Origin of the sequence: Paenibacillus sp. FSL R7-0128 (genome assembly GCF_038002245.1) — a bacterium.
GTDB classification, from domain to species: Bacteria; Bacillota; Bacilli; order Paenibacillales; family Paenibacillaceae; genus Paenibacillus_AQ; species Paenibacillus_AQ silagei.
The window spans coordinates 1-21,260 of record NZ_JBBOCD010000001.1; the positions used below are offsets into that span (position 1 = coordinate 1).

General features: G+C 54.3%; 20 protein-coding genes, 8 tRNA genes and 1 riboswitch. Of the genes, 27 read left to right on the forward strand and 1 reads right to left on the reverse strand.

Annotated features, from left to right (window positions below):
* Positions 1–81 precede the first annotated feature (81 nt).
* The 15 genes from NST26_RS00005 (at position 82) to NST26_RS00075 (ending at position 7,948) form a co-directional block, all read left to right on the forward strand.
* Positions 82–173 (forward strand) — tRNA-Ser (locus NST26_RS00005).
* A gap of 24 nt (positions 174–197) precedes the next feature.
* Positions 198–274 (forward strand) — tRNA-Met (locus NST26_RS00010).
* Positions 275–283: 9 nt separating this feature from the next.
* A tRNA-Val gene (locus NST26_RS00015) sits at positions 284–359 on the forward strand.
* Positions 360–392: 33 nt separating this feature from the next.
* Positions 393–468: transfer RNA gene (locus NST26_RS00020), tRNA-Thr, on the forward strand.
* 18 nt (positions 469–486) lie between these two features.
* A tRNA-Asp gene (locus NST26_RS00025) sits at positions 487–564 on the forward strand.
* A gap of 137 nt (positions 565–701) precedes the next feature.
* Positions 702–777, forward strand: a tRNA-Phe gene (locus NST26_RS00030).
* Between the two features lie 4 nt (positions 778–781).
* Positions 782–864: transfer RNA gene (locus tag NST26_RS00035), tRNA-Tyr, on the forward strand.
* A gap of 11 nt (positions 865–875) precedes the next feature.
* Positions 876–948, forward strand: a tRNA-Lys gene (locus NST26_RS00040).
* Between the two features lie 165 nt (positions 949–1,113).
* Positions 1,114–2,196, forward strand: a complete 1,083-nt coding sequence (locus NST26_RS00045) for a PucR family transcriptional regulator (RefSeq protein ID WP_340956867.1) — start codon at positions 1,114–1,116, stop codon at positions 2,194–2,196.
* 109 nt (positions 2,197–2,305) lie between these two features.
* Positions 2,306–3,427 (forward strand): ABC transporter ATP-binding protein, encoded by a 1,122-nt coding sequence (locus NST26_RS00050; protein ID WP_036726231.1) that lies wholly within the window; start codon positions 2,306–2,308, stop codon positions 3,425–3,427.
* 231 nt (positions 3,428–3,658) lie between these two features.
* Positions 3,659–4,597, forward strand: a complete 939-nt coding sequence (gene hprK, locus NST26_RS00055; RefSeq protein ID WP_036726232.1) for an HPr(Ser) kinase/phosphatase — start codon at positions 3,659–3,661, stop codon at positions 4,595–4,597.
* A 12-nt stretch (positions 4,598–4,609) separates the two neighbouring features.
* On the forward strand, positions 4,610–5,641 hold the full coding sequence (gene lgt, locus NST26_RS00060; protein ID WP_036726233.1) for a prolipoprotein diacylglyceryl transferase: 1,032 nt from the start codon (positions 4,610–4,612) through the stop codon (positions 5,639–5,641).
* A gap of 8 nt (positions 5,642–5,649) precedes the next feature.
* Positions 5,650–6,303 (forward strand): pyrophosphatase PpaX, encoded by a 654-nt coding sequence (gene ppaX, locus NST26_RS00065; RefSeq protein WP_036726235.1) that lies wholly within the window; start codon positions 5,650–5,652, stop codon positions 6,301–6,303.
* Positions 6,300–6,791 carry an acyltransferase gene (locus NST26_RS00070; RefSeq protein ID WP_076077035.1) on the forward strand — a complete coding sequence of 164 codons (492 nt, stop codon included), beginning with the start codon at positions 6,300–6,302 and terminating at the stop codon, positions 6,789–6,791. Before ppaX ends, NST26_RS00070 begins: the two co-directional genes overlap by 4 nt.
* Positions 6,791–7,948 (forward strand): acyltransferase, encoded by a 1,158-nt coding sequence (locus tag NST26_RS00075; protein ID WP_036726238.1) that lies wholly within the window; start codon positions 6,791–6,793, stop codon positions 7,946–7,948. Before NST26_RS00070 ends, NST26_RS00075 begins: the two co-directional genes overlap by 1 nt.
* 92 nt (positions 7,949–8,040) lie before the next feature.
* Here NST26_RS00075 and gntK read toward each other — a convergent pair whose 3' ends face one another.
* Entirely contained in the window at positions 8,041–9,579 is a 1,539-nt protein-coding gene (gene gntK / locus NST26_RS00080; RefSeq protein ID WP_445323357.1) for a gluconokinase, read from the reverse strand.
* A 269-nt stretch (positions 9,580–9,848) separates the two neighbouring features.
* Between gntK and NST26_RS00085 the strand changes: the two genes are divergently transcribed.
* The 12 genes from NST26_RS00085 (at position 9,849) to trxB (ending at position 21,058) form a co-directional block, all read left to right on the forward strand.
* Positions 9,849–11,066: an ATP phosphoribosyltransferase regulatory subunit gene (locus NST26_RS00085; protein ID WP_340956864.1), complete on the forward strand. Its 1,218-nt coding sequence runs from the start codon at positions 9,849–9,851 to the stop codon at positions 11,064–11,066.
* 60 nt (positions 11,067–11,126) lie between these two features.
* Positions 11,127–11,771, forward strand: a complete 645-nt coding sequence (hisG, locus tag NST26_RS00090; RefSeq protein ID WP_036726240.1) for an ATP phosphoribosyltransferase — start codon at positions 11,127–11,129, stop codon at positions 11,769–11,771.
* A gap of 36 nt (positions 11,772–11,807) precedes the next feature.
* Positions 11,808–13,118, forward strand: a complete 1,311-nt coding sequence (gene hisD / locus NST26_RS00095; RefSeq protein ID WP_340956862.1) for a histidinol dehydrogenase — start codon at positions 11,808–11,810, stop codon at positions 13,116–13,118.
* Positions 13,105–13,716, forward strand: coding sequence for an imidazoleglycerol-phosphate dehydratase HisB (gene hisB / locus NST26_RS00100; protein WP_340956860.1), 612 nt, complete (start codon positions 13,105–13,107; stop codon positions 13,714–13,716). The genes hisD and hisB overlap by 14 nt, the downstream gene beginning before the upstream one ends.
* Before the next feature lies 1 nt (position 13,717).
* The gene (gene hisH / locus NST26_RS00105) at positions 13,718–14,338 is read left to right on the forward strand and encodes an imidazole glycerol phosphate synthase subunit HisH (RefSeq protein ID WP_340956858.1); all 621 of its coding nucleotides are present in this window, start codon (positions 13,718–13,720) and stop codon (positions 14,336–14,338) included.
* A gap of 42 nt (positions 14,339–14,380) precedes the next feature.
* The gene (hisA, locus tag NST26_RS00110; RefSeq protein ID WP_339252779.1) at positions 14,381–15,130 is read left to right on the forward strand and encodes a 1-(5-phosphoribosyl)-5-[(5-phosphoribosylamino)methylideneamino]imidazole-4-carboxamide isomerase; all 750 of its coding nucleotides are present in this window, start codon (positions 14,381–14,383) and stop codon (positions 15,128–15,130) included.
* A gap of 25 nt (positions 15,131–15,155) precedes the next feature.
* Complete coding sequence (gene hisF / locus NST26_RS00115) at positions 15,156–15,914, forward strand: imidazole glycerol phosphate synthase subunit HisF (protein ID WP_340956855.1); 759 nt, start codon at positions 15,156–15,158, stop codon at positions 15,912–15,914.
* A complete protein-coding gene (gene hisIE, locus NST26_RS00120; protein WP_340956854.1) occupies positions 15,911–16,630 on the forward strand; it encodes a bifunctional phosphoribosyl-AMP cyclohydrolase/phosphoribosyl-ATP diphosphatase HisIE in 720 nt (239 codons plus the stop codon). Before hisF ends, hisIE begins: the two co-directional genes overlap by 4 nt.
* A gap of 14 nt (positions 16,631–16,644) precedes the next feature.
* Positions 16,645–17,472, forward strand: coding sequence for a histidinol-phosphatase HisJ (hisJ, locus tag NST26_RS00125; RefSeq protein WP_340956853.1), 828 nt, complete (start codon positions 16,645–16,647; stop codon positions 17,470–17,472).
* A gap of 23 nt (positions 17,473–17,495) precedes the next feature.
* On the forward strand, positions 17,496–18,443 hold the full coding sequence (locus tag NST26_RS00130) for a ribose-phosphate diphosphokinase (RefSeq protein ID WP_036726251.1): 948 nt from the start codon (positions 17,496–17,498) through the stop codon (positions 18,441–18,443).
* A gap of 166 nt (positions 18,444–18,609) precedes the next feature.
* Complete coding sequence (locus NST26_RS00135) at positions 18,610–20,058, forward strand: tetratricopeptide repeat protein (protein ID WP_339252785.1); 1,449 nt, start codon at positions 18,610–18,612, stop codon at positions 20,056–20,058.
* A 46-nt stretch (positions 20,059–20,104) separates the two neighbouring features.
* Complete coding sequence (gene trxB, locus NST26_RS00140; RefSeq protein ID WP_036726252.1) at positions 20,105–21,058, forward strand: thioredoxin-disulfide reductase; 954 nt, start codon at positions 20,105–20,107, stop codon at positions 21,056–21,058.
* Positions 21,059–21,107: 49 nt separating this feature from the next.
* Positions 21,108–21,214, forward strand: a riboswitch (TPP riboswitch).
* Positions 21,215–21,260 lie beyond the last annotated feature (46 nt).

The window sequence follows — 21,260 nt, forward strand, 5'->3', positions numbered from 1 at the left end:
ATTTCTAACACGCAGATTCGTTTCGGATTCAGTTTTCAGGAATCAATTTCCTGTGCGGATTTACATGGCTACCATTAATTTGGAGAGATACCCAAGTGGCTATAAGGGGACCCTCTGCTAAGGGGTTAGACTGCGTAAGCGGTGCGAGGGTTCGAATCCCTCTCTCTCCGCCATTATAAATCCAATACTTGTAGTGTGGCGGCGTAGCTCAGCTGGCTAGAGCGTACGGTTCATACCCGTGAGGTCGGGGGTTCGATCCCCTCTGCCGCTACCATACATACCCGGAGGCTTAGCTCAGCTGGGAGAGCATCTGCCTTACAAGCAGAGGGTCGGGGGTTCGAACCCCTCAGCCTCCACCATTTTTATGTTCGAATTGTATTGCCTTACACCGTGCCGGTGTAGCTCAACTGGTAGAGCAACTGACTTGTAATCAGTAGGTTGGGGGTTCAAGTCCTCTCGCCGGCACCATTTTTAAGAGCAAATTGTGGAACCGTGGTGTAGTTGGCCTAACATGCCTGCCTGTCACGCAGGAGATCGCGGGTTCGAATCCCGTCGGTTCCGCCATTTTCAATGGCATAAGGGATGAGAATTCCCTGGGTTTGTTGAAGCATAGGCATCGTAAGGAATACTTCGCAATCTCGTAACGGAGTGAAGAGTATCCCGCCCTGTTCCGCCATTTTTTTGTTTTTAGGTTTGTTTATGGCTCGGTAGCTCAGTCGGTAGAGCAAAGGACTGAAAATCCTTGTGTCGGGGGTTCGATTCCCTCCCGCGCCACCATCATGGAGGCTTAGCGAAGTGGCCAAACGCATCAGACTGTAAATCTGCTCACGTACGTGTTCGGTGGTTCGAATCCATCAGCCTCCATCCCTTTTTAGGAGCCATTAGCTCAGTTGGTAGAGCACCTGACTTTTAATCAGGGTGTCGAAGGTTCGAGTCCTTCATGGCTCATCTTAAGTCAAACGGTCATCACTTTAGGGTGGTGGCCTTTTTTGTATTTTGATTCATGATACAAGTATGCTCGTAAGCGCAAATTCCGCATTTTACAGCAAAATATGATAAAATAAGCGAAAAAAGCAAAAGTGGTGGAGAATGGTGATGATGGATAGTGAGGGTTTGCGTCAAAAATTGGAGCAACTTACCGGAAAGAGGACCGGAATCAAGCAGCTGGGGAGACAGCATTCCGCTTCACTTTTTGGCATAAGTACGGATAAGGATCAGGAACTGCCGGTCATTCATGAGGGTTATCTCTGGATTCCCCTATATGAGAATGATGGCCGTGTTACAGCAGTGTGGGTGGAGACAGAGGGGCTGTCGTCGCTGGAGCTGGAGCTGGTGAATTATGCCGGACGCAATTTTGCGGTAGCGCTGAAGGCAACCGGGTTCAAGGAAGAAGGGGAGATGGAGGCGCGGCAGCTTAGCGGCTGGCTGAATGCCCAACTGGAGCAGGAGAAGGACGATGCGGAGATCCCGGATGAAATCTCGCTGAAGGGCCGGCTGTTCGGAGATATGATTCCGTTCATGCTGGTAAGCGAGAATGTTCATAATCCGCAGATGACGTATCGCTCCTTAATGAAGCTGCTGCGCAGTTATTTCGAGAATGATGTATTGCTGGTTCCCCTGCAGGATAAGGAATGGTTAATTTTAGCCCGTAAGGAACTCCTCACAGGCGGAGATGATAAAGAGGATGAGGAAGAGAGTGCTGAGGATTTGCTGTCACAGACTTCTATGGGGCTGCATGAACTGATTGCCAGCGAGTGGGTTGGCGTCTTCCATCTGGCCGTCTCTCCAGCCATTATCCCGGTTAAAGGTCTGACAGGAGCAGTCGCCTTGCTGCGGGAGACCATTATTCTTGGCCGTATCTTCCAGGTAGGTGATTATATTCATCTGCCGTGGGAGCTGCACATGGAGCGGCTGGTTAACAGTATTCCGGATGACCGGCGGAGACAGCTGCTGGGCCAGATCGGTGATTACACGGCGGTACTGGCGGATAAGGAAATGCTGCTGACGCTGGAGAGTTTTTTTGAAATGGACTGCAATGTCAGTGAAACCGCCAAGAAGCTGTACATTCACCGCAACACGCTGCTCTACAGGCTGGACAAGATTAAACAGGAGACGGGGGCCGATGTCCGCAGCTTTGGGGATGCCGCTATTGTGAAGCTTGCCATGTTATTGTATAAAGTGACGAAAAGAAAATAGGTTTTTTGTGAACCTTGCAAATAGCCATGAGGCCGGCTCTGGGGTAAGATAAGTGTACAAGAAAGCGTTTGATTTTCTAATCCAATACTAGACTCGAGGGGGAAATACAATGGCAGGCGTACGTTTAGAGCATATTTTCAAAAAATACCCGGGTTCCGATAAAGCAACAGTAATCGATATCAATCTTGATATTAAAGATAAGGAATTCCTCGTACTGGTTGGTCCTTCCGGTTGCGGTAAATCCACAACCCTGCGTATGATCGCTGGTCTGGAAGAAATCTCTGAAGGTAAAATGTACATTGGTGACCGTGTAGTGAATGACGTTGCTCCTAAAGACCGTGATATCGCGATGGTATTCCAATCCTACGCCTTGTACCCGCACATGAGTGTATATCAGAACATGGCTTTCGGTCTGAAATTGCGCAAAGTGAAGAAAGAAGAAATCGACAAGAAAGTGCGCGAAGCAGCGAAAATCCTGGATATCGAGCACTTGCTGGAACGCAAACCTAAGGCACTGTCCGGTGGTCAACGTCAACGTGTCGCTCTCGGCCGCGCAATCGTCCGTGATCCACAAGTCTTCTTGATGGATGAGCCTCTTTCCAACTTGGATGCTAAACTTCGTGGTCAAATGCGTGCTGAAATCACTAAGCTGGTGAAACGCCTTGAAACTACTTGTATTTATGTAACGCATGACCAGACAGAAGCAATGACGATGGGTGACCGTATCGTAGTTATGTACGATGGTATCATCCAGCAGGCGGCTTCCCCTGAAGAACTGTACAATGAGCCTACGAACCTGTTCGTAGCCGGATTTATCGGTTCCCCTACCATGAACTTTATCAACGGTACTCTTTCCGAAGTGAACGGCGCTGTCCGTTTCCGTGCAGAGAACCTTGATGTTGAAGTTCCAGGCGGCAAAGCTACAATCCTGCGTAACAAAGGCTTCATCGGTAAAGATGTAATCATGGGCGTTCGTCCAGAAGACATTCATGAAGAGCCAGTGTTCCTGGAAGCTTCTCCTAACACAATCTTCACTTCGATGGTTGATGTTACGGAAAACCTTGGTCATGAAATGCTCCTCTACTTGAGCGGTCTTGGCAATAACACTGTAATTGCACGTGTAGATGGACGTTCCACTACCCGTGAAGGCAGTAAGCCTAGATTGGCCATCGACATGAACAAAGTCCACATCTTCGACAAAGAATCCGAACTTAACGTTCTGCTGGGATAAGATCTCTGCAGGGTGAACATAGTTTATAATGAAGAAAGCCGCCTGGTTAGGCGGCTTTTTCTTGTAATGATCATGGTGGAATGGAACGATAACCGCTGGGGTTAAGATTGCATTCACTGGCATAATCCATTAAGATAGCAGGAGAATTACCTGTAGCTGGAATGGATAAAGATGTAACCGGTATGCGGGGAAGCGGCATAAGCCGCGGGTGACGAAAGGACGGACACATATATGGCTAAGAAGGTAAAAGTATCGGAATTGGTGCAGCATTTTCAATTAGAGGTAGTATCCGGACATGAAGGTCTGAAAAGACCGATCACAGTGGATGATTTGAACCGTCCCGGGCTGGAAATGGCCGGTTATTTCGAATATTATCCGGAAGAACGTGTGCAGCTACTAGGCAAAACAGAGCTGGCTTTCTTCTCTATGCTCTCAGAGGAAGAACGGAAAAGCCGGGTACGCGGTATCTGTAACGACAATACCCCGTGTATCGTCATTACTCGTGCGTTGGATGTACCTCAGGAGCTTGTAGACATCAGTAACGAGAAGGGACTTCCTGTGCTCCGCAGCTCCATGGCGACCACGATTTTCTCAAGCAGACTGACCAGCTTCCTTGAGGGCAGACTGGCACCGACTGCAACAATTCACGGTGTTCTCTGTGATGTGTATGGGGTAGGGATGCTGATTACAGGCACCAGCGGCATTGGTAAAAGTGAAACCGCACTGGAACTCGTTAAACGCGGTCATCGCCTGATTGCCGATGATGCGGTAGAAATCCGCCAGACCTCGGATAATCAGCTTCATGGTACCGCACCGGAATTAATCCGTCACTTGCTGGAGATCCGCGGTGTCGGGATTATTAATGTTATGACGCTCTTTGGAGCAGGCGCTATCCGTAATCACAAGCGGATTACTCTGGTGGTCAGACTGGAAGCCTGGCAGCAGGACAAGCAGTATGACCGACTGGGACTGGATGAGGAGACGACACGGATTATTGATACCGATGTGCCGCTGGTTACCATCCCTGTCCGTCCGGGACGTAACCTCGCTGTCATTATCGAGGTGGCTGCGATGAATTACCGGCTCAAGCAAATGGGCTTTAATGCCGCGCTGCAATTTACGAATAAACTTACCGCCACCATCTCAGAAGATATGGATGATCTCGATTAGGAGTGTGAGAGCATGTTTTATTCACTAGCGATTGACCCGATTGTCTTCTCGATTGGATCACTGCCGGTTCACTGGTATGGCCTGATTCTGGGTCTTGGTGCGCTTACCGGGCTTTTCCTATGTATTCAAGAAGGCAAACGCTTCAACATTCCTCAGGAGTTCTTCATGGATATGTTGCTGTTGGGCTTGCCATCGGCTATTATTGGGGCGCGGCTATACTTCGTAGCCTTCAAGTGGGAAGACTATAAGGATAACCTGCTCGATATCTTCAAGGTCTGGAATGGCGGTATTGCGATTTATGGCGCCCTGATCGGCGCGATTATCTGCGGGATTATTTATTTCCGCTATAAAGGCTATCCGTTCTGGCGCATCGTGGATATCTGTGCTCCCGGACTGCTTGCAGGCCAGATGATCGGACGGTGGGGTAATTTCATCAACCAGGAAGCCTATGGCGGTGTGGTAGAGGAATCGTTCCTGCGGGATAAGCTGCATTTGCCGGACTTTATCGTTAATCAAATGTACATAGGGGATGCTTTTCACCATCCGACCTTCCTGTACGAATCACTCTGGAGTCTGCTGGGCATTCTGCTCCTCATGGTGCTGCGCCGCCAGAAGTTCGTCCGTGCCGGAGAAATCTTCATGTCCTACTTCATCTGGTACTCCATCGGCCGCTTCTTCATTGAAGCTCTGCGTACGGACAGTCTTGCCTTTGACGGCAGCAGCGGTGTGGCAGCCTTCATTAACGGGCTGTGGAGTCCAATGAAGTGGATGGGTTTCGAGCAAGGCTATCTTGACCCGGCTTACGGGAATATCCGTATCTCTCAGCTGCTCGCGCTGCTCATTATTGTGGCCGCCATTGCACTGATTATTGTACGGCGGGTAAGCGGACAGCCGAAGGCTCATTACCTGGACCCGATCATTAGCACCAAACCGGCAGCAGCGGATGCGGTAGTTCCAGAGAGTGCTGTGAATACGCCTCAGAAGCCTTCTCAGCCAGTTCAGCCGGTGGAAGATCCCTCTAAAGATAAGGAAACAAAGGAGTAATACAATCAATGATAGAATGCGTGTTATTTGATCTGGACGGAACGATTGTGAATACGAATGAGCTGATCATCAATTCGTTCATGCATGCGCTGAAGGAGAATAACCTGCCGGCGCTTACCCGGGAACAGATGATTCCGCATATGGGAACTACGCTGCATCACCAGCTAAGCGCGTTCTCGGGCCTGGAGGATATCGGCGTGCTGGAACGGTCCTACCGTTCTTACAACAATGCACATCATGACGAGTTGGTTCATGCTTTTCCCCATGTGAACGAGACGATGGAAGAACTGCTGCGCCGGGGAATCCGCATGGGGGTAGTAACCACGAAGATCCGGCCTTCCACACTCAGAACACTGGAGAAATTCGATCTGCTGAAATATATGGAGACGATTGTTACGGTGAATGATGTGACTCATCCGAAGCCGCATCCGGAGCCGGTGCTCACGGCAGTGGCCAATCTGGGTGTTGATCCAGCCAAGACACTGATGGTGGGGGATAGTGCTGTCGATATTCAGTCTGCCAAGGCAGCAGGTGTGCGTGTAGCAGGAGTGGCCTGGTCGCTTAAGGGTGAGGCTGTGCTGCGCACCTATGAACCGGATTACATCATCCAGGAGATGAAGGACTTGTACTCAATTGTGGAGCAGGAGACTATGCAGCCGTGAGAAAGATAACCCGTTATCCCGTGGAGGGGCATAATTCGCTCTGGCATATTTATCGCACGGTCAGCCCGTGGAAGGGTGTGCGCAACTTTATTTTTATCCAGATTGCCCGTTATTGCCCGATTTTGCCGCTCAAGAACTGGATTTACCGCCGGGTGCTCGGGATGAAGATAGGTAAGCATACTGCGTTTGGACTTATGGCGATGGTGGATGTATTTTTTCCGGAGAAGATCTCTATCGGGGAGAACACGGTTATCGGCTATAACACTACGATCCTGGCTCATGAGTATCTCATCAAGGAGTATCGGCTGGGTGAAGTTATGATCGGCGAGAATGTAATGATTGGGGCTAACACGACTATTCTCCCTGGGGTTACGATTGGGGATGGGGCTACGGTTGCGGCGGGATCGGTGGTTCACAAAGATGTTGCTGCCGGTTCGTTCGTCGGGGGGAATCCGCTCCGCGAGCTGCGTAAACAGGAGGAATCATAATGGCTCAAAAGGAAAGAATTCCACAGCTTGATATTTTTCGGGCAATCGCTATTTTTGCGGTGATCGCCATTCATGCCACTTCACGCACGTTGGCTGAGACACTGGGCACTTCCATGTTCCCTCCGTTTCTGTTTATTAACAAGTTCAGCCAGTTTGCGGTGCCTTCCTTTATATTCTTAAGCGGGTTCGTCCTGTTCTACAATTATATTGACCGTCCGCTGGGCGGGAAGGTACTGGCCAAATTCTACAGCCGCAGACTGATCTATATTATTGTGCCTTATCTTGTGTTTACGGTGCTGTATTTTGGACTGAAAATGACGGCCGGTCATACCTGGGGGATGCCTCTTCAGGAGATGGGCGGGAAGTTCTTCAAGTATCTATGGACGGGTACGGCGTATACACATCTCTACTATATCATCATCATTATCCAGTTCTATCTGCTGTTCCCGCTGATACTCTGGTGTCTGCAGAAAGTCCGGCATCTCGCGGCCTGGGCACCAGTAATCGGGCTTGCGTTACAGTGGGGCTTCGTGCTGCTTAACAAATATATGGTGAACCACGGGTATTGGAAGCTGTCCAAGGGTAGTCTGGCCATTACGTATTTCTCGTATTTCCTGTTAGGTGCGGCGATTGCGATCTACTACAGCTCCTTGAAAAAGTGGCTGGTTCCCTCCCGCGAAGGCTGGCGTTCCGGTAAAGGGACAAGCTGGGTGGTACTATGGCTCTTATGGGCGGCTGCCGGAGCTTACCATGTGGTCTTGTGGTATAACAACTATACGAAGAAAACAGTAATCAACAGTCTATGGTACGAAGGGTTCTCGAACCTGCATGCCTTGCTCTCTTGTCTGGTACTGTTCCAGCTGTCCTTCCTGCTGTACGGGGCAGGACGCAGCTTGCTGAGCAGACTGCTGCTCTCGGCCGGGGCGTGCTCCTTCGGTATCTATCTGCTCCATCCGCTGTTGCTGTTCATGTACCGGAAGCTGCCGTTCCACGGCGGATCGCTGGCCTATACGGCGGCAATAGCGGGCGGCTGGCTGGTGGCCCTCCTGGGCTCCTGGCTAGTGGTTGCGCTTGCCTTCCGTTATGTGAAGCCGGCCTGGATGGTGTTCGGCTCTGCACCGCAGAAGCCGGCAGCAGCGCCAAAGGCGACAGTGTAGACTTAGGCTTAGTTCATATATTGAAAGCGCCGGCTGGCCGCATCTGCGGCTGTCCGGCGCTTTGCTGTAATCAGGCGGTTCTGGAAAGCACGTTAGCCGGGCTGTTCCCCCGCCTGCTCGCGCTGGAAGTCGGCGATAGCCTGATACTGATCCTCCAGACTGCGAGATACCGAGATGAAGATGGGCAGCAGCTGTTTGTAGGCTTTGGCGTGGGCAGTAACCGGCTCATGCCGGTGAGTGGAGCCAATCATGCTGAAGACAGCATCCAAGGAATCGATCCGCCCGATGGCGTATAATCCCAGTACAACAGCGCCGAGGCAAGAGCTCTCGAAGCTCTCAGGGACGACTACCTCCTGATCGAAAATATCCGCCATCATCTGCCGCCAGAGCGCCGAACGGGCGAAGCCGCCGGTAGCCAGGATTCTAACGGGCTCGCCGATACATTCCTCCATGGCCAGCAATACGGTGTACATATTGAAGATGACACCTTCCAGCACCGCACGGATCATATGCTCCTTACGGTGATTCATGCTTAACCCGAAGAAGGAGCCGCGGGCATCAGGATTCCACAGCGGTGCGCGTTCTCCGGTCAGATACGGATGGAAGAGCAGTCCGTTGCTGCCGGGCGGCACCTGCTCGGCGATCCGGGTTAATACTTCGTAGGGATCAATGCCCAGGCGCTTCGCCGTCTCTACTTCAGAAGCGGCGAACTCATCACGCACCCAGCGGAAGAGCATCCCACCGTTATTCACGGGGCCGCCAATCACCCAATGCTTGTCTGTCAGGGCGTAGCAGAAGATCCGTCCTTTGGGGTCGGTCAGCGGATGGTCAACTACAGTACGGATGGCACCGCTTGTGCCTATCGTTGCAGCGATTACCCCCGGCTCCATTGCTCCTACGCCCAGGTTGGACAGAACGCCGTCACTGGCGCCTACTACAAACGGAGTGTCCGTGAGCAGACCGAGCTTTCCGGTAAGCTCCGGAAGCAGTCCCTGCAGGATATGGGTGGTCGGGATCGGACGGGATAGCCGCTCCGGAGTAACACCGGCAATCCGGAGCGCCTCCTCGTCCCAGTCGAGCTTCTCCAGATTGAACATGCCGGTGGCAGAGGCGATGGAATGGTCAATCACATATTCTCCGAACAACCGGAAGAAAATATATTCTTTGATGGAGATGAACTTGTAGGTCTGCCGGAACAGCTCGGGCTGCTCCTCGCCTAGCCACATCAGCTTGGTGATTGGAGACATAGGGTGTATAGGCGTTCCTGTCCGCAGGTAGAGCTCATGTCCATTCAATTCATCCTTCAACCGCCGGGCATAGCGGCTGCTCCGGTTATCAGCCCAGGTGATACAGGCGGTCAGTGGCTTACCCGCAGGATCTACAGCGATGACGCTATGCATAGCGGAGCTGAACGAGACCAGCAGAATGGATTCAGGTGTTGCAAGGCTCTCCTGCATGACCGCTGCTATGGTATGAATCACGGCTTCCAGAATCTGCTCCGGGTCTTGTTCTGCAACAGAGGGGGAGGGCTGATGCAGTGGATAGCCCTGATTGCTCTGAGCGACAATTGTTCCGTTCTTCTCAAAGAGGACAGCCTTCGTGCTGGTGGTTCCAATATCAACGCCAATCATATAGGATGTACTCAAGCCGTCAGTCCTTCTTTCTGCTTCTGAATTAGATACCGGGAATACTTCATGGAGGAAATAAAGTACAATCATATTAACTTATTATATTCGCCGCTTATCCCGGTGGCAAAAGGAACTCTGGAATTCAAGCGAATTGTTGACGCAAAAGGATGGTCCGTGATACGATATTGCCACTACTTTACTTTGCTACCACTTTACCATGATAAAGTATTTGATAATACCCTTTAACATATCCGATGAGGTGAACAATGAAGATGGCCAAACCAAAGGGATTTGAAAAGCCTGCCGGCGTAAGAGATTATCTCCCGCGTGCAGTAACGAAGCTGCGCAAGATCGAGAAGGATGTACTTCACTGTATGAGCCGCTGGGGCTACCGGCAGATGATTACACCTACTCTTGAATATTACGATACTGTCGGTGTAGCCAGCTCTACATCTGATCAGAAGCTGTATAAATTGCTGAATAACCGTGGGCAGGCGCTGGTGCTGCGTTCAGAAATGACGGCACCTGTAGCCCGTGTGGTCTCCTCTCTATTGAAGGATGAGCCGCTGCCGCTGCGTTTGTCCTACCATGCCAACGTCTTCCGGGCCATTGAAGAAGAGGCCGGGCGGGAGGCGGAATTCTTTCAGACCGGTGTAGAGCTTGTCGGTGATGATTCGCCGGAGGCTGACGCGGAGGTAGTCGCGCTGGCAATTGCTTCACTGCAGGCGGCGGGCGTAAAGTCTTTTAAAATAGCAATTGGACATGTGGGCTTCCTCGACGGTCTCTTCCAGGAGGCGGTATCCGGCTTGCCGCAGGCTCAGGAGGAGCTGAAGAGCCATCTGCTCAGCCGCGATTATGTAGCCTTCCGCGAGACGCTGCGGCGTCTTGAGCTATCCACTGCCCAGAAGCAGGAGCTGGACGGACTGCTGCGGCTGCGCGGCGGGAAGGAGATCTGCGGACAGGCGCTGGAGCTGAGCAACCATCCGGTGGCGCGCGCGTCGATCGAGCATCTGTGCAAGGTCTGGGAGGTGCTGGTTGCTTACGGTGTCTCCGAGCATGTGCTGATTGATCTGACGATGATCGGTGATTTCTCTTACTATACAGGCATGACCTTCGAGGGATATGCTTCCGAGCTGGGCTTCCCGGTATGCAGCGGCGGCCGGTATGACAACCTGCTGCAGCAATTCGGGCGTCCGATTCCCTCCACCGGCTTCTCCCTGAAGACCAACCGTATTCTGGATGGAGTCTCCGGGCTGCTGGAAGAGGAAGAACTGCCGATTCTGGTCCAGTACGATGCACTGCGGCGCCAGGAGGGTCTGGCCGAGGCTGCGAGGCTGCGCTCGGAAGGGCATGCTGTGGTTACACGGCTGGCAACAGGCCCGGAGGAGCTGAAGACCGTGAAGCGGCTGGATGCAGATACTATTCAGGCAGAGGGCGAGCTGTACGGTGAGATCTACACGTTCGTGTCGTTTGTCAGCGAGCATGGGTGAGCGGAGCTGCTGCAGGTGGTTTTGAAATGATGAGTACACACGAAACGGGGGCGGGTATTGATGGCACAGATTCTTAAGGTAGCCATGCCGAAAGGCCGGATTTACAATAAAGCGGCAGAGCTGTTCCGCCAGGCGGGACTGCCGATTCCTCCGGACGGAGAAGAGTCGCGCAAGCTGGTGATTTCATTGCCGGAGGCCGGAATGGAGTTCATTCTGGCCAAGCCGGTGGATGTGCCCACTTATGTAGAGTATGGAGTGGCGGATATCGGTATTGTCGGCAAGGATGTGCTGCTGGAGGAGAGCCGCGATGTGTACGAGCTGCTGGATCTCGGGATCGCCCGCTGCCGGATGTCGATTATCGGGCTTCCGAACTGGCAGCCGGGCATTCAGCAGCGGGTAGCTACCAAGTACCCGAACGTGGCTTCGCGGTATTTCCGTGAGCAAGGCCAGCAGGTGGAGGTTGTGAAGCTGAACGGCTCCATCGAGCTGGCACCGCTGATCGGGCTGGCTGACCGGATTGTGGATATGGTAGAGACCGGCCAGACGCTGAAGGATAACGGTCTGGTGGAGATGACGAGCATCTTCGAGATCACCAGCCGCCTGGTGGCGAACCGGGTAAGCTACCGGATGAAGAATGAGGAGATTCAACAGCTGTGCGACCGGCTGCAGGCTGTTATTGCAGAACCGGGGTTGCAGGTAAAATAATATAAGCAAAACTATAAGCTCAAGGGGGAAGCGGCGGTGAAGATCCAGTCCAGTAAGGAATTTAAACTGCAGCGTGAGGTGGAATACGGCACGCCGGAGCAGAACAAGGCCGTACGTGAAATCGTGGCCGATATCAAGCGGGAAGGCGACGCGGCGTTGCTCCGTTATACGGAGCGCTTCGACGGCGCTGTACTGACGCCAGCGCAGCTGCGCGTAACGCCGGAGGAGCTTGAGGCCGCCTACGGCCGGGTAGAGGAGTCCTTCGTGACGGCGATTCGCGCAGCAGCCGTGAATATCCGTGCGTTCCATGCGCGGCAGAAACGCAATTCCTGGATGGATCTGCAGCCGGACGGCACGATCCTCGGCCAGATCATCCGCCCGCTGAAGCGCGTGGGCGTCTATGTTCCCGGCGGCAAGGCGGCCTATCCGTCCTCGGTGCTGATGAACGTGATTCCGGCACAGATCGCCGGGGTGCCGGAGATCGTGATGGTGACGCCGCCTTCGACGGGCGGCTCTGAAGGTATTGATCCTTATATTCTCGTGGCCGCCGCTGAAGCGGGCGTACACGAGATCTACCGCGTAGGCGGCGCGCAGGCCATCGCCGCCCTCGCCTTCGGCACGGAATCGATCGTGCCGGTCGACAAGATCTGCGGGCCAGGGAACATCTACGTGGCCCTGGCCAAGCGCGAGGTCTACGGCGCTGTCGACATCGACAGCATCGCCGGACCGAGCGAGATCGTCGTGCTCGCCGACGATACCGCTGAGGCCGCCTACATCGCGGCCGACCTGCTCTCGCAGGCCGAGCACGACGAGATGGCGTCGGCGATCCTCGTGACGCCGTCGCAGCGTCTCGCGGAGGCGGTGGCTGCCGAGGTTGAGCGGCAGCTGAAGGCATTGCCGCGCGAGCAAATCGCGCGGGCCTCGGTCGAGAACTACGGCGCGATTATCGTCGTAGACTCGCTTGAGGAGGGCATCTCCGTAGTGAACCGGCTGGCGCCGGAGCATCTGGAGATTGTTGTGAACGACCCGATGGGGCTGACCGGCGCAATTGAGAACGCCGGAGCGATCTTCCTCGGGCCGTACAGCTCGGAGCCGGTCGGCGACTACTTCGCCGGACCGAACCATATTATACCGACGAATGGCACAGCGCGGTTCTCCTCGCCTGTAGATGTGGACGACTTCATCAAGAAGTCCAGCCTGATCTATTACAGCAAGGAAGCGCTGCTGCGCGACGGGGCGGCGATTATGGAGCTTGCCCGGCGTGAAGGGCTGGAAGGCCATGCACGCGCCATCGAAATCCGGCTTACGAACGAAGCGAAAGGTGGAGACACAAATGGAGAACAATAACAACGAACTGGCGCTGCGTAAGGCCGGACTTAGCCGTACAACCAATGAAACGGACATCAAGCTAACCTTTGCCGTGGACGGCAGCGGGGTCTCCGAACTGGAGACCGATGTGCCGTTCCTGAATCATATGCTGGATCTGTTCACGAAGCATGGACAGTTTGACCTCTCTGTACAGGCACGGGGAGATATCGAGATCGATGATCACCATACGGTGGAGGATATCGGTATCTGTCTCGGACAGGCTCTGCGTGAAGCACTTGGCGATAAAAAAGGCATCAAGCGGTACGCCAGTGTCTTCGTCCCTATGGATGAGGCGCTTGCCCAGGTAGTGATCGATATCAGTAACCGGCCGCATTTCGAATACCGGGCAGCGTATCCTTCCCAGCAGGTAGGCAGCTTCTCTACAGAGCTGGTACATGAATTCCTGTGGAAGTTCGCACTGGAGGCGAGAATTACGCTGCATGTCATCGTTCATTACGGCTCCAATACCCATCACATGATTGAAGCGATATTCAAGGCGCTGGGACGGGCACTGGATGAGGCGACCCTGGTAGATCCCCGGGTGAAGGGCGTGCCTTCAACGAAGGGAGTGCTGTAGGATGGCCGTTGCAATCGTCGATTACGGCATGGGCAACCTGCACAGTGTCAGCAAGGCCGTAGAGCGGCTGGGGTATACGAGTCTTGTAACCTCGGATGCCGCCGAGATCCTGGCGGCAGACAGTGTCATTCTGCCGGGAGTCGGTGCCTTTGGCGATGCGATGGAGCACTTACGGGAGAGCGGAATGGATGATGTCGTCCGGGCCGCAGCGTCAGCGGGCCAGCCGGTGCTGGGCATCTGCCTCGGAATGCAGCTGCTGCTGCGCAGCAGCGAGGAGCATGGCGAGCATAAGGGGCTGGGGCTTCTGCCCGGCGCAGTGGTGCGCTTCGCCCCCCGGGACGGCTACAAGGTGCCGCATATGGGCTGGAACAGGCTGAGCTTCCGCCAGCCGGAGAGTCCGCTGCTGGCCGGCCTGACGGAGGGGCATGTGTACTTCGTGCACTCCTATCATGCACTCGCGGCGGACAGCGATCTGCTGGCCGTCACAGACTATGGACATCCGGTAACGGCTATTGTGGGCCGCGGCAATGTCTACGGTATGCAGTTCCACCCGGAGAAGAGCGGGGAGCTTGGCGTCAAGCTGCTGGGTAATTTCCTGAGGCTCCAGGCACAGCAGGCTTAGCCTGCCTGAATCACTAATTTGCAATGAAAGCGGGGAGTATTCATGTCTTCTTTTATCCTATATCCGGCGATTGATATCCGGGACGGCAAGTGTGTCCGGCTGCAGCAGGGTGATTATGCCCAAGAGACGATCTATAACGACAGTCCGGTAGAGGTAGCTAAGTCATGGGAAGAGCAGGGCGGGCAGTATATCCATCTGGTGGATCTGGACGGAGCCAAAGCAGGCTGCCCCGTGAATGATGCCATCATTGGAACTATTGCTAAGCATGCGAATGTTCCTGTACAGGTCGGCGGAGGTCTCCGTACTCTTGCCGATGTCGAGAAGCTGCTGGGCCTTGGCGTTAGCCGGGTGATTATCGGAACGGCAGCCATTAATGATCAGGCTTTTACAGAAGCGGTTCTTGCCAAATACGGTGACAAAGTTGCCATCGGCATCGATGCCCGCAACGGCTATGTGGCTACGCACGGCTGGCTTAATACATCTGAGGTCCGCGCGGAAGATCTGGCCAGAGAGCTGGCCGCCAAAGGTGCCGAGACCTTCATCTATACCGATATCTCCCGTGACGGGATGATGCAGGGGCCGAACGTGGAAGGCATTCTCTCTATGGCTAAAGCAAGCGGCCGCAGCGTAATCGCTTCCGGCGGCGTGACCAGCCTTAATGATCTGCAGCGCCTGAACGTACATAGCGGCAGCGGAATCGGCGGGGCGATTGTGGGCAAGGCGCTGTATACCGGCAATATTAATCTGGGTGAAGCGCTGCAGACCCTGGGCCAATCCTCCGGATTGCGGTAAGTCTATACTAAGGAGGGGTCTTGGCATGTTGGCGAAACGGATTATTCCCTGTCTGGATGTGAAGGACGGGCGTGTGGTAAAAGGCGTGAATTTTGTGAATCTGCGCGATGCCGGAGATCCGGTGGAGCTTGCGGCGCTGTACGACCGCGAGGGAGCGGATGAGCTGGTATTCCTCGATATTTCCGCTTCTGTGGAAGGCAGGGCGACCATGATTGAAGTGGTGCGGCAGACGGCGGGTGAGATTGCTATTCCCTTCACGGTGGGCGGGGGCATCTCGACCCCTGATGATATGAAGCGGATTCTGCGTGCCGGAGCGGACAAGATCGGGATTAACACGGCCGCTGTAAATAACCCCAGGCTGATTCTGGAAGGAGCCCGTCACTTCGGCTCCCAGTGCATTGTAGTGGCGATGGATGCCAAATATAATGAGGCTTGGGGCGAATGGGAAGTGTATACGCACGGCGGACGTACGCCCACCGGTATCCGGGCCTTGAACTGGGCCAAGGAAGCGGAGCGGCTGGGGGCCGGCGAGATTCTGCTTACAAGTATGGACGCGGACGGGACCAAGGACGGCTTCGACCTGAAGCTGACGGCGGCAGTAAGTGACCTGCTGAGTATACCTGTGATTGCTTCCGGCGGGGCCGGGAGAATTGAGCATTTCTATGATGTATTTACGGAAGGCCGGGCAGATGCCGGACTTGCGGCAACCATTTTTCACTATAAAGAGATTGCTATTCATGATCTGAAGGCTGATCTGAAGCAAAGAGGAGTAGAGATCCGATGAGCGAGGACAAGAAGGATATCGCACTAAGCCAGCAGGAGGCAGTGTCCGGCATCCGCTGGAATGAATCCGGCCTGCTGCCTGCAGTCATTCAGGATGCGCGCACCCTGGAGGTATTAATGTTCGCCTATATGAATCCTGAGTCGCTGCAGCGCTCACTTGCGAGCGGCCAGACCTGGTTCTGGAGCCGTTCACGCAGCGAGCTGTGGCATAAGGGGGGGACGTCCGGCAATACGCAGGCGATCACCTCGATCCATTACGACTGTGACAGCGATACGCTGCTGGTGAAGGTAGTGCCGGAGGGTCCGGCCTGCCATACCGGGGAGAACAGCTGCTTCTTCCGCGAGATTCCGCTCGATTCACCGGCAACCGTAACTGACACTGCCGGGACTGCCGTGAACGCTGCTGAAGCAGAGAGCGGCCGGTTTGCGGTACTCGGGGAGCTGGAGCGTGTGATTGCCGAGCGTGAGGTGAACCGTCCTGAGGGGGCGTATACGACCTATCTGTTCGACAAGGGCGTGGACAAGATCCTGAAGAAGGTCGGTGAGGAAGCCTCCGAGACGATCATTGCCGCCAAAAACAAAGATAATGCCGAGCTGCGCCTGGAGGTCAGCGATCTGATCTATCACCTACTGGTGCTGCTGCAGGAGCGCAAGCTTCCGCTGGATGAGATTCTGGAAGAGCTGAGCGCCCGCCATGAACGCCCGCGGCGGGATTAGGAGGAACTTTCTGCATGCACATCGATTATCATACCCATCATGAACGCTGTGGACATGCGGTCGGAAAGCTGGAGGAGTATGTGCAGCGGGGCATCGCTCTGGGACTTGAGCAGCTTGGGCTGTCGGATCATCTGCCGCTGATCCATGTCGACCCGGACCACTACTATCCCGAGATGGCTATGCCTCTTGCGGAGCTTCCGCGATATGTGGAGGAATGCCTTACGCTGAAGGAGCGCTACCGGGGCACGATTGAGCTGCGGGTCGGGCTGGAGGCGGATTATATTGAGGGATATGAGGAGCAGATCCGCGAGCTTTTGGCACCCTATCCGTGGGATTATCTAATTGGCTCGGTGCATTTCCTGGGAGAATGGGATATTACCGACCACCGGCAGACCCATGGCTGGGAAGGCCAGGATGTCATGGCGGTATACCGCCGCTATTATGATGCTGTACAGAAGTCGGCGTTAACAGGATTATATGATATTATAGGACATATGGACGTCATCAAAAGGTTCGGTTACGGACCCCGGACGCCGGAGGACCTGGCGGAGGCTAAGAAGCTTGAGCTGGATACGCTGAAGGTCATTGCCCGCAGCGGCATCGCGATGGAGCTGAACGCTTCCGGGCTGTTCAAGCCGTGCGCCGAGATGTTCCCGGCAGAGCATGTGCTTGTTCAGGCGCTTGAGCTGGGCATTCCGCTCACGGTTGGCTCTGATGCGCATGATCCCATGAAGCTGGGAGACGGCTTAACAGAGGCCCGGGACATGCTCTGGCGCACCGGCTTCCGCGAACTGGCCGTCTTTGAAGGACGCCGCCGTACATCTGTTTCGTTCAACGTATAAATTTATAATCCCAGGAGGGTACTATGCATCATCAATTACGGATTTTTTCCGGTTCGTCGAATCCGAAGCTTGCCGCTGATATTGCGGAGCGCCTTGGTGCGCCGCTTGGCCAGATTAAGCTGACCCGTTTCAAAAGCGGCGAGATTTATGTGCATTATGAAGAGAGCATCCGGAACTGCGACGTATTTTTGGTGCAATCCCTGGCTCATCCGATTAACGAGCTGTTTGTAGAGCTGCTGGTCATGATTGATGCCGCCAAGCGCGCATCGGCCAGAACGGTGAACATTATCGTTCCCTATTACGGGTACGCCCGGCAGGAGCGTAAGTCCGCACCACGTGAGCCGATCTCGGCCAAAATGGTCGCCGATGTGCTGACCACCGCCGGTGCAACGCGCGTAATTACGATTGATCTGCATGCCGCAGCCATACAGGGATTCTTCAATATTCCGGTCGATCATCTGACGGCGCTTGATCTGATTAGCGGTTATCTGAAGGTGAAGGGGCTTACCGATCTGGTCGTGGTCTCCCCGGATGCGGGACGAGCGTCCATGGCGGAGAAGCTGGCCAGCCGGCTGGATTCGCCGTTCGCCATCATGATTAAGAAGCGTCCGGCGCATAATGAATCGGTGATTACGCATGTCATTGGTGATGTGGAAGGCAGGACGCCAATCATTATAGAGGATCTTATAGATACCGGAACCACGATCGTCAATGTGGTGGAGGGCCTGAAGGAGCGGGGCGCCCGGAACAGTATCGTCTGTGCTACGCACGGACTGTTCTCCGGGGATGCGCTTGAGCGGATGGATCATCCCAATATCGACGAGATTGTCATTACCGATTCGATTGCCCTGCCGGACGAGCATTCCAGCAGATTCGCAGTGCTCTCGGTAGCTCCCATGCTGGCTGAGGCCACGCGTATTATCATCGAGGGCGGTTCCATAGATAAGCTGTTCAGAGACGCGGGGATTTAACTCCCGCGTCTTTTTTTGAGCTTTTCCCTCCCGTTAGCTCTCTCTCTGAGACTTGAGAATCTCGTTGCCACATGTGGTATACTGTGTGAAGAAGACAGCCGAGACCATAAATGGAAACGAACAGGTAAGGCTAGGGAAGCTGAAACAAGGGAGGTGCCTTGCTTCCATGATAGAGAGAACTTCAGAGAATACCGCGGAGCACAGTAATGTCATTCCGGTCACTCTGGATGCCAATTTTTTCTTTGAAAGAGCCGTTCGGTCGCTGGACCGCTTTCAATATGATAAGGCATTAAGAAATTTTCGCAAAGCTGTTGAATATGAGCCGGATAATCCGGTGAATCATTGCAATATGGCGGGTATATTATCTGAGATGGGCAATTATACCGCATCTAACGAGATTCTTATCCATGTTCTGGAGAAAATCGACCCCGCTATGACAGAATGCCATTTCTACATGGCTAATAACTTCGCCAATATGGAAAGCTTTGAAGAGGCGGAGCGCTCGCTGGTCACTTACTTGGAAGAGGATGCTAACGGCGAGTTCATGACCGAATCCGAAGAGCTGATGGAGCTGCTGCAATATGAGCTGAACCGGCCTGCTCCGCTGGTGCGTATCCGCAGCCGTGAGGGAGTCGTAGAGCATGACCGGGCGCGGAGTCTGCTGGAGGAGGGGAAGTTCCCTCAGGCTGTAGAGCTGCTGGAGGAGATCACTGCGGGTACCCCGGATTTTTTGGCTGCGCATAATAATCTGGCACTAGCTCATTTCTATATGGGCCGGTTCGCCAAGGCGAAGGAATGTCTGAATGAGGTGCTGAAGCAAGACCCCGGCAATCTGCACGCTCTGTGCAATATGGCCATCTTCCTGCAGTATGCAGGAGATAAGGAACAGCTTGAAACGCTGCTCGGTATGCTTGAAGCAACGGTGCCGTTCCATCAGGAGCATGTATTCAAAATGGCTACAACCATGGGTATCCTGGGCCGGCACGCTGCCGCTTACAGCCATTTCCGCCGTCTGCTGAAGGACGAGGAGGTCGCCGGAGACGCCGGGCTGTATCATTACTGTGCCGCGGCGGCAAGCAATAGCGGAAAACATGATGAGGCGCTGCGCTGCTGGAGACAGGCAGCCAAGCTGGACCCTGCTTCCGCTGTCCCGGCGTTCTTCCTGTCCCAGCTCCAGCAGGCCCGGGCAGAAGGACACCCTATGCCTGCTGTCAGCTATAACTATCAGCTGCCCTTCCAGGAGCAGCTGAAGCAGTGGAAGGGCAATACAGGCAGATTCACTGAAGAAGTGCGGAATAATCCGCTGCTGCGCGCCTCGTTCTTCTGGGCGCTGCGCTACGGCGATTCCGCTACGAAGCTTCAGGTGACCGAGGCTCTCCGCTGGATTGAGGACGAGGAGATGTCCGAGGTACTGCGCGGAGTTCTGGAGCAGGAGCCGCTGCAGGAGGACCGCCTGCAGGAGGCGGCATTGTTCAGCCTTCAGCGGCTGATCGGGGAGAACCTGAATGAAGCCGGCGGCTCGCCCGGCGAAGAGCAGGAGCCTGCGGCTGCTCCCGGACCCAAGGGGATGCTGCCCGGAACCGGCGGCTTATCGCCGTCCACTACCCGTATTTGAAGCAATTGCTGTTGTAAGAACACCTACTTGTAAGGAGGCCAATGTAATGTACAAAACGATTGTAATCGGAACAGGCCCGGCCGGGCTGACAGCCGCGATTTATCTGGCGCGTGCGAACCTGAGCCCGCTGGTCATTGAAGGCTTGCAGCCGGGGGGACAACTGACAACGACGACAGAAGTGGAGAACTTTCCAGGCTTCCCTGAAGGGATTCTGGGTCCGGACCTGATGGACAATATGCGCAAGCAGGCGGAACGCTTCGGCGCTGAATTCAAGAATGGCTGGGTGGAGTCGGTGGACTTCTCACAGCGTCCGTTCAAGGTAACAGTGGACGGAATGGGTGTATTGGAAGCGGAGTCGGTTATTATTTCAACCGGGGCCTCTGCAAGATATCTGGGCATTCCGGGCGAGCAGGAGAATGTGGGACGCGGGGTCAGCACCTGTGCGACCTGTGACGGCTTCTTTTTCCGTAATAAAAAGATTGTCGTCGTCGGCGGCGGAGACTCCGCCATGGAGGAAGCCAGCTTCCTGACCCGCTTTGCATCCAGCGTAACGCTGGTTCACCGCCGTCCCGAGCTGCGGGCCTCGAAGATCATGCAGGACCGGGCGCGTGACAACAGCAAGGTAACCTGGGCCTTGAACCGCACACCGGTTGAAGTAACGGTAGGAGAGACCGGAGTGAAGGGCCTTACGGTGCTTAACAATGAGACAGGTCTGACAGAATTGGTGGAGGCAGACGGCGTGTTCGTAGCGATTGGACACACACCGAACACAGCCTTCTTGGGCGGGCAGATCAATACGGATGAGAATGGCTATATTGTGGTCAACCCGGGTACCACCGAGACCAACATCCCGGGTGTATTCGCCTGTGGCGATGTACAGGATACCCGTTACCGTCAAGCGATATCGGCAGCGGGAACCGGTTGTATGGCCGCTATGGATGCCGAGAAGTTCCTGGAAGGCACGATGGTGCACGACTGGAGCGAATCGCTAGACAAATAACGGGTTTACAAGAATTACCCATACAGGTAAAATGTATTTAATTAGATAAGATACCCACTAGGGGAGCCTGAATAGGCTGAGACGGGAAAATTGAATTTCCGGACCCTTGAACCTGATCTGGATCATACCAGCGTAGGAAAGTGGAGTCGGACCTTTTTTGAATACAGTCTTATTTGGCTGTTCCTTTAATAAAGCCGCTCCA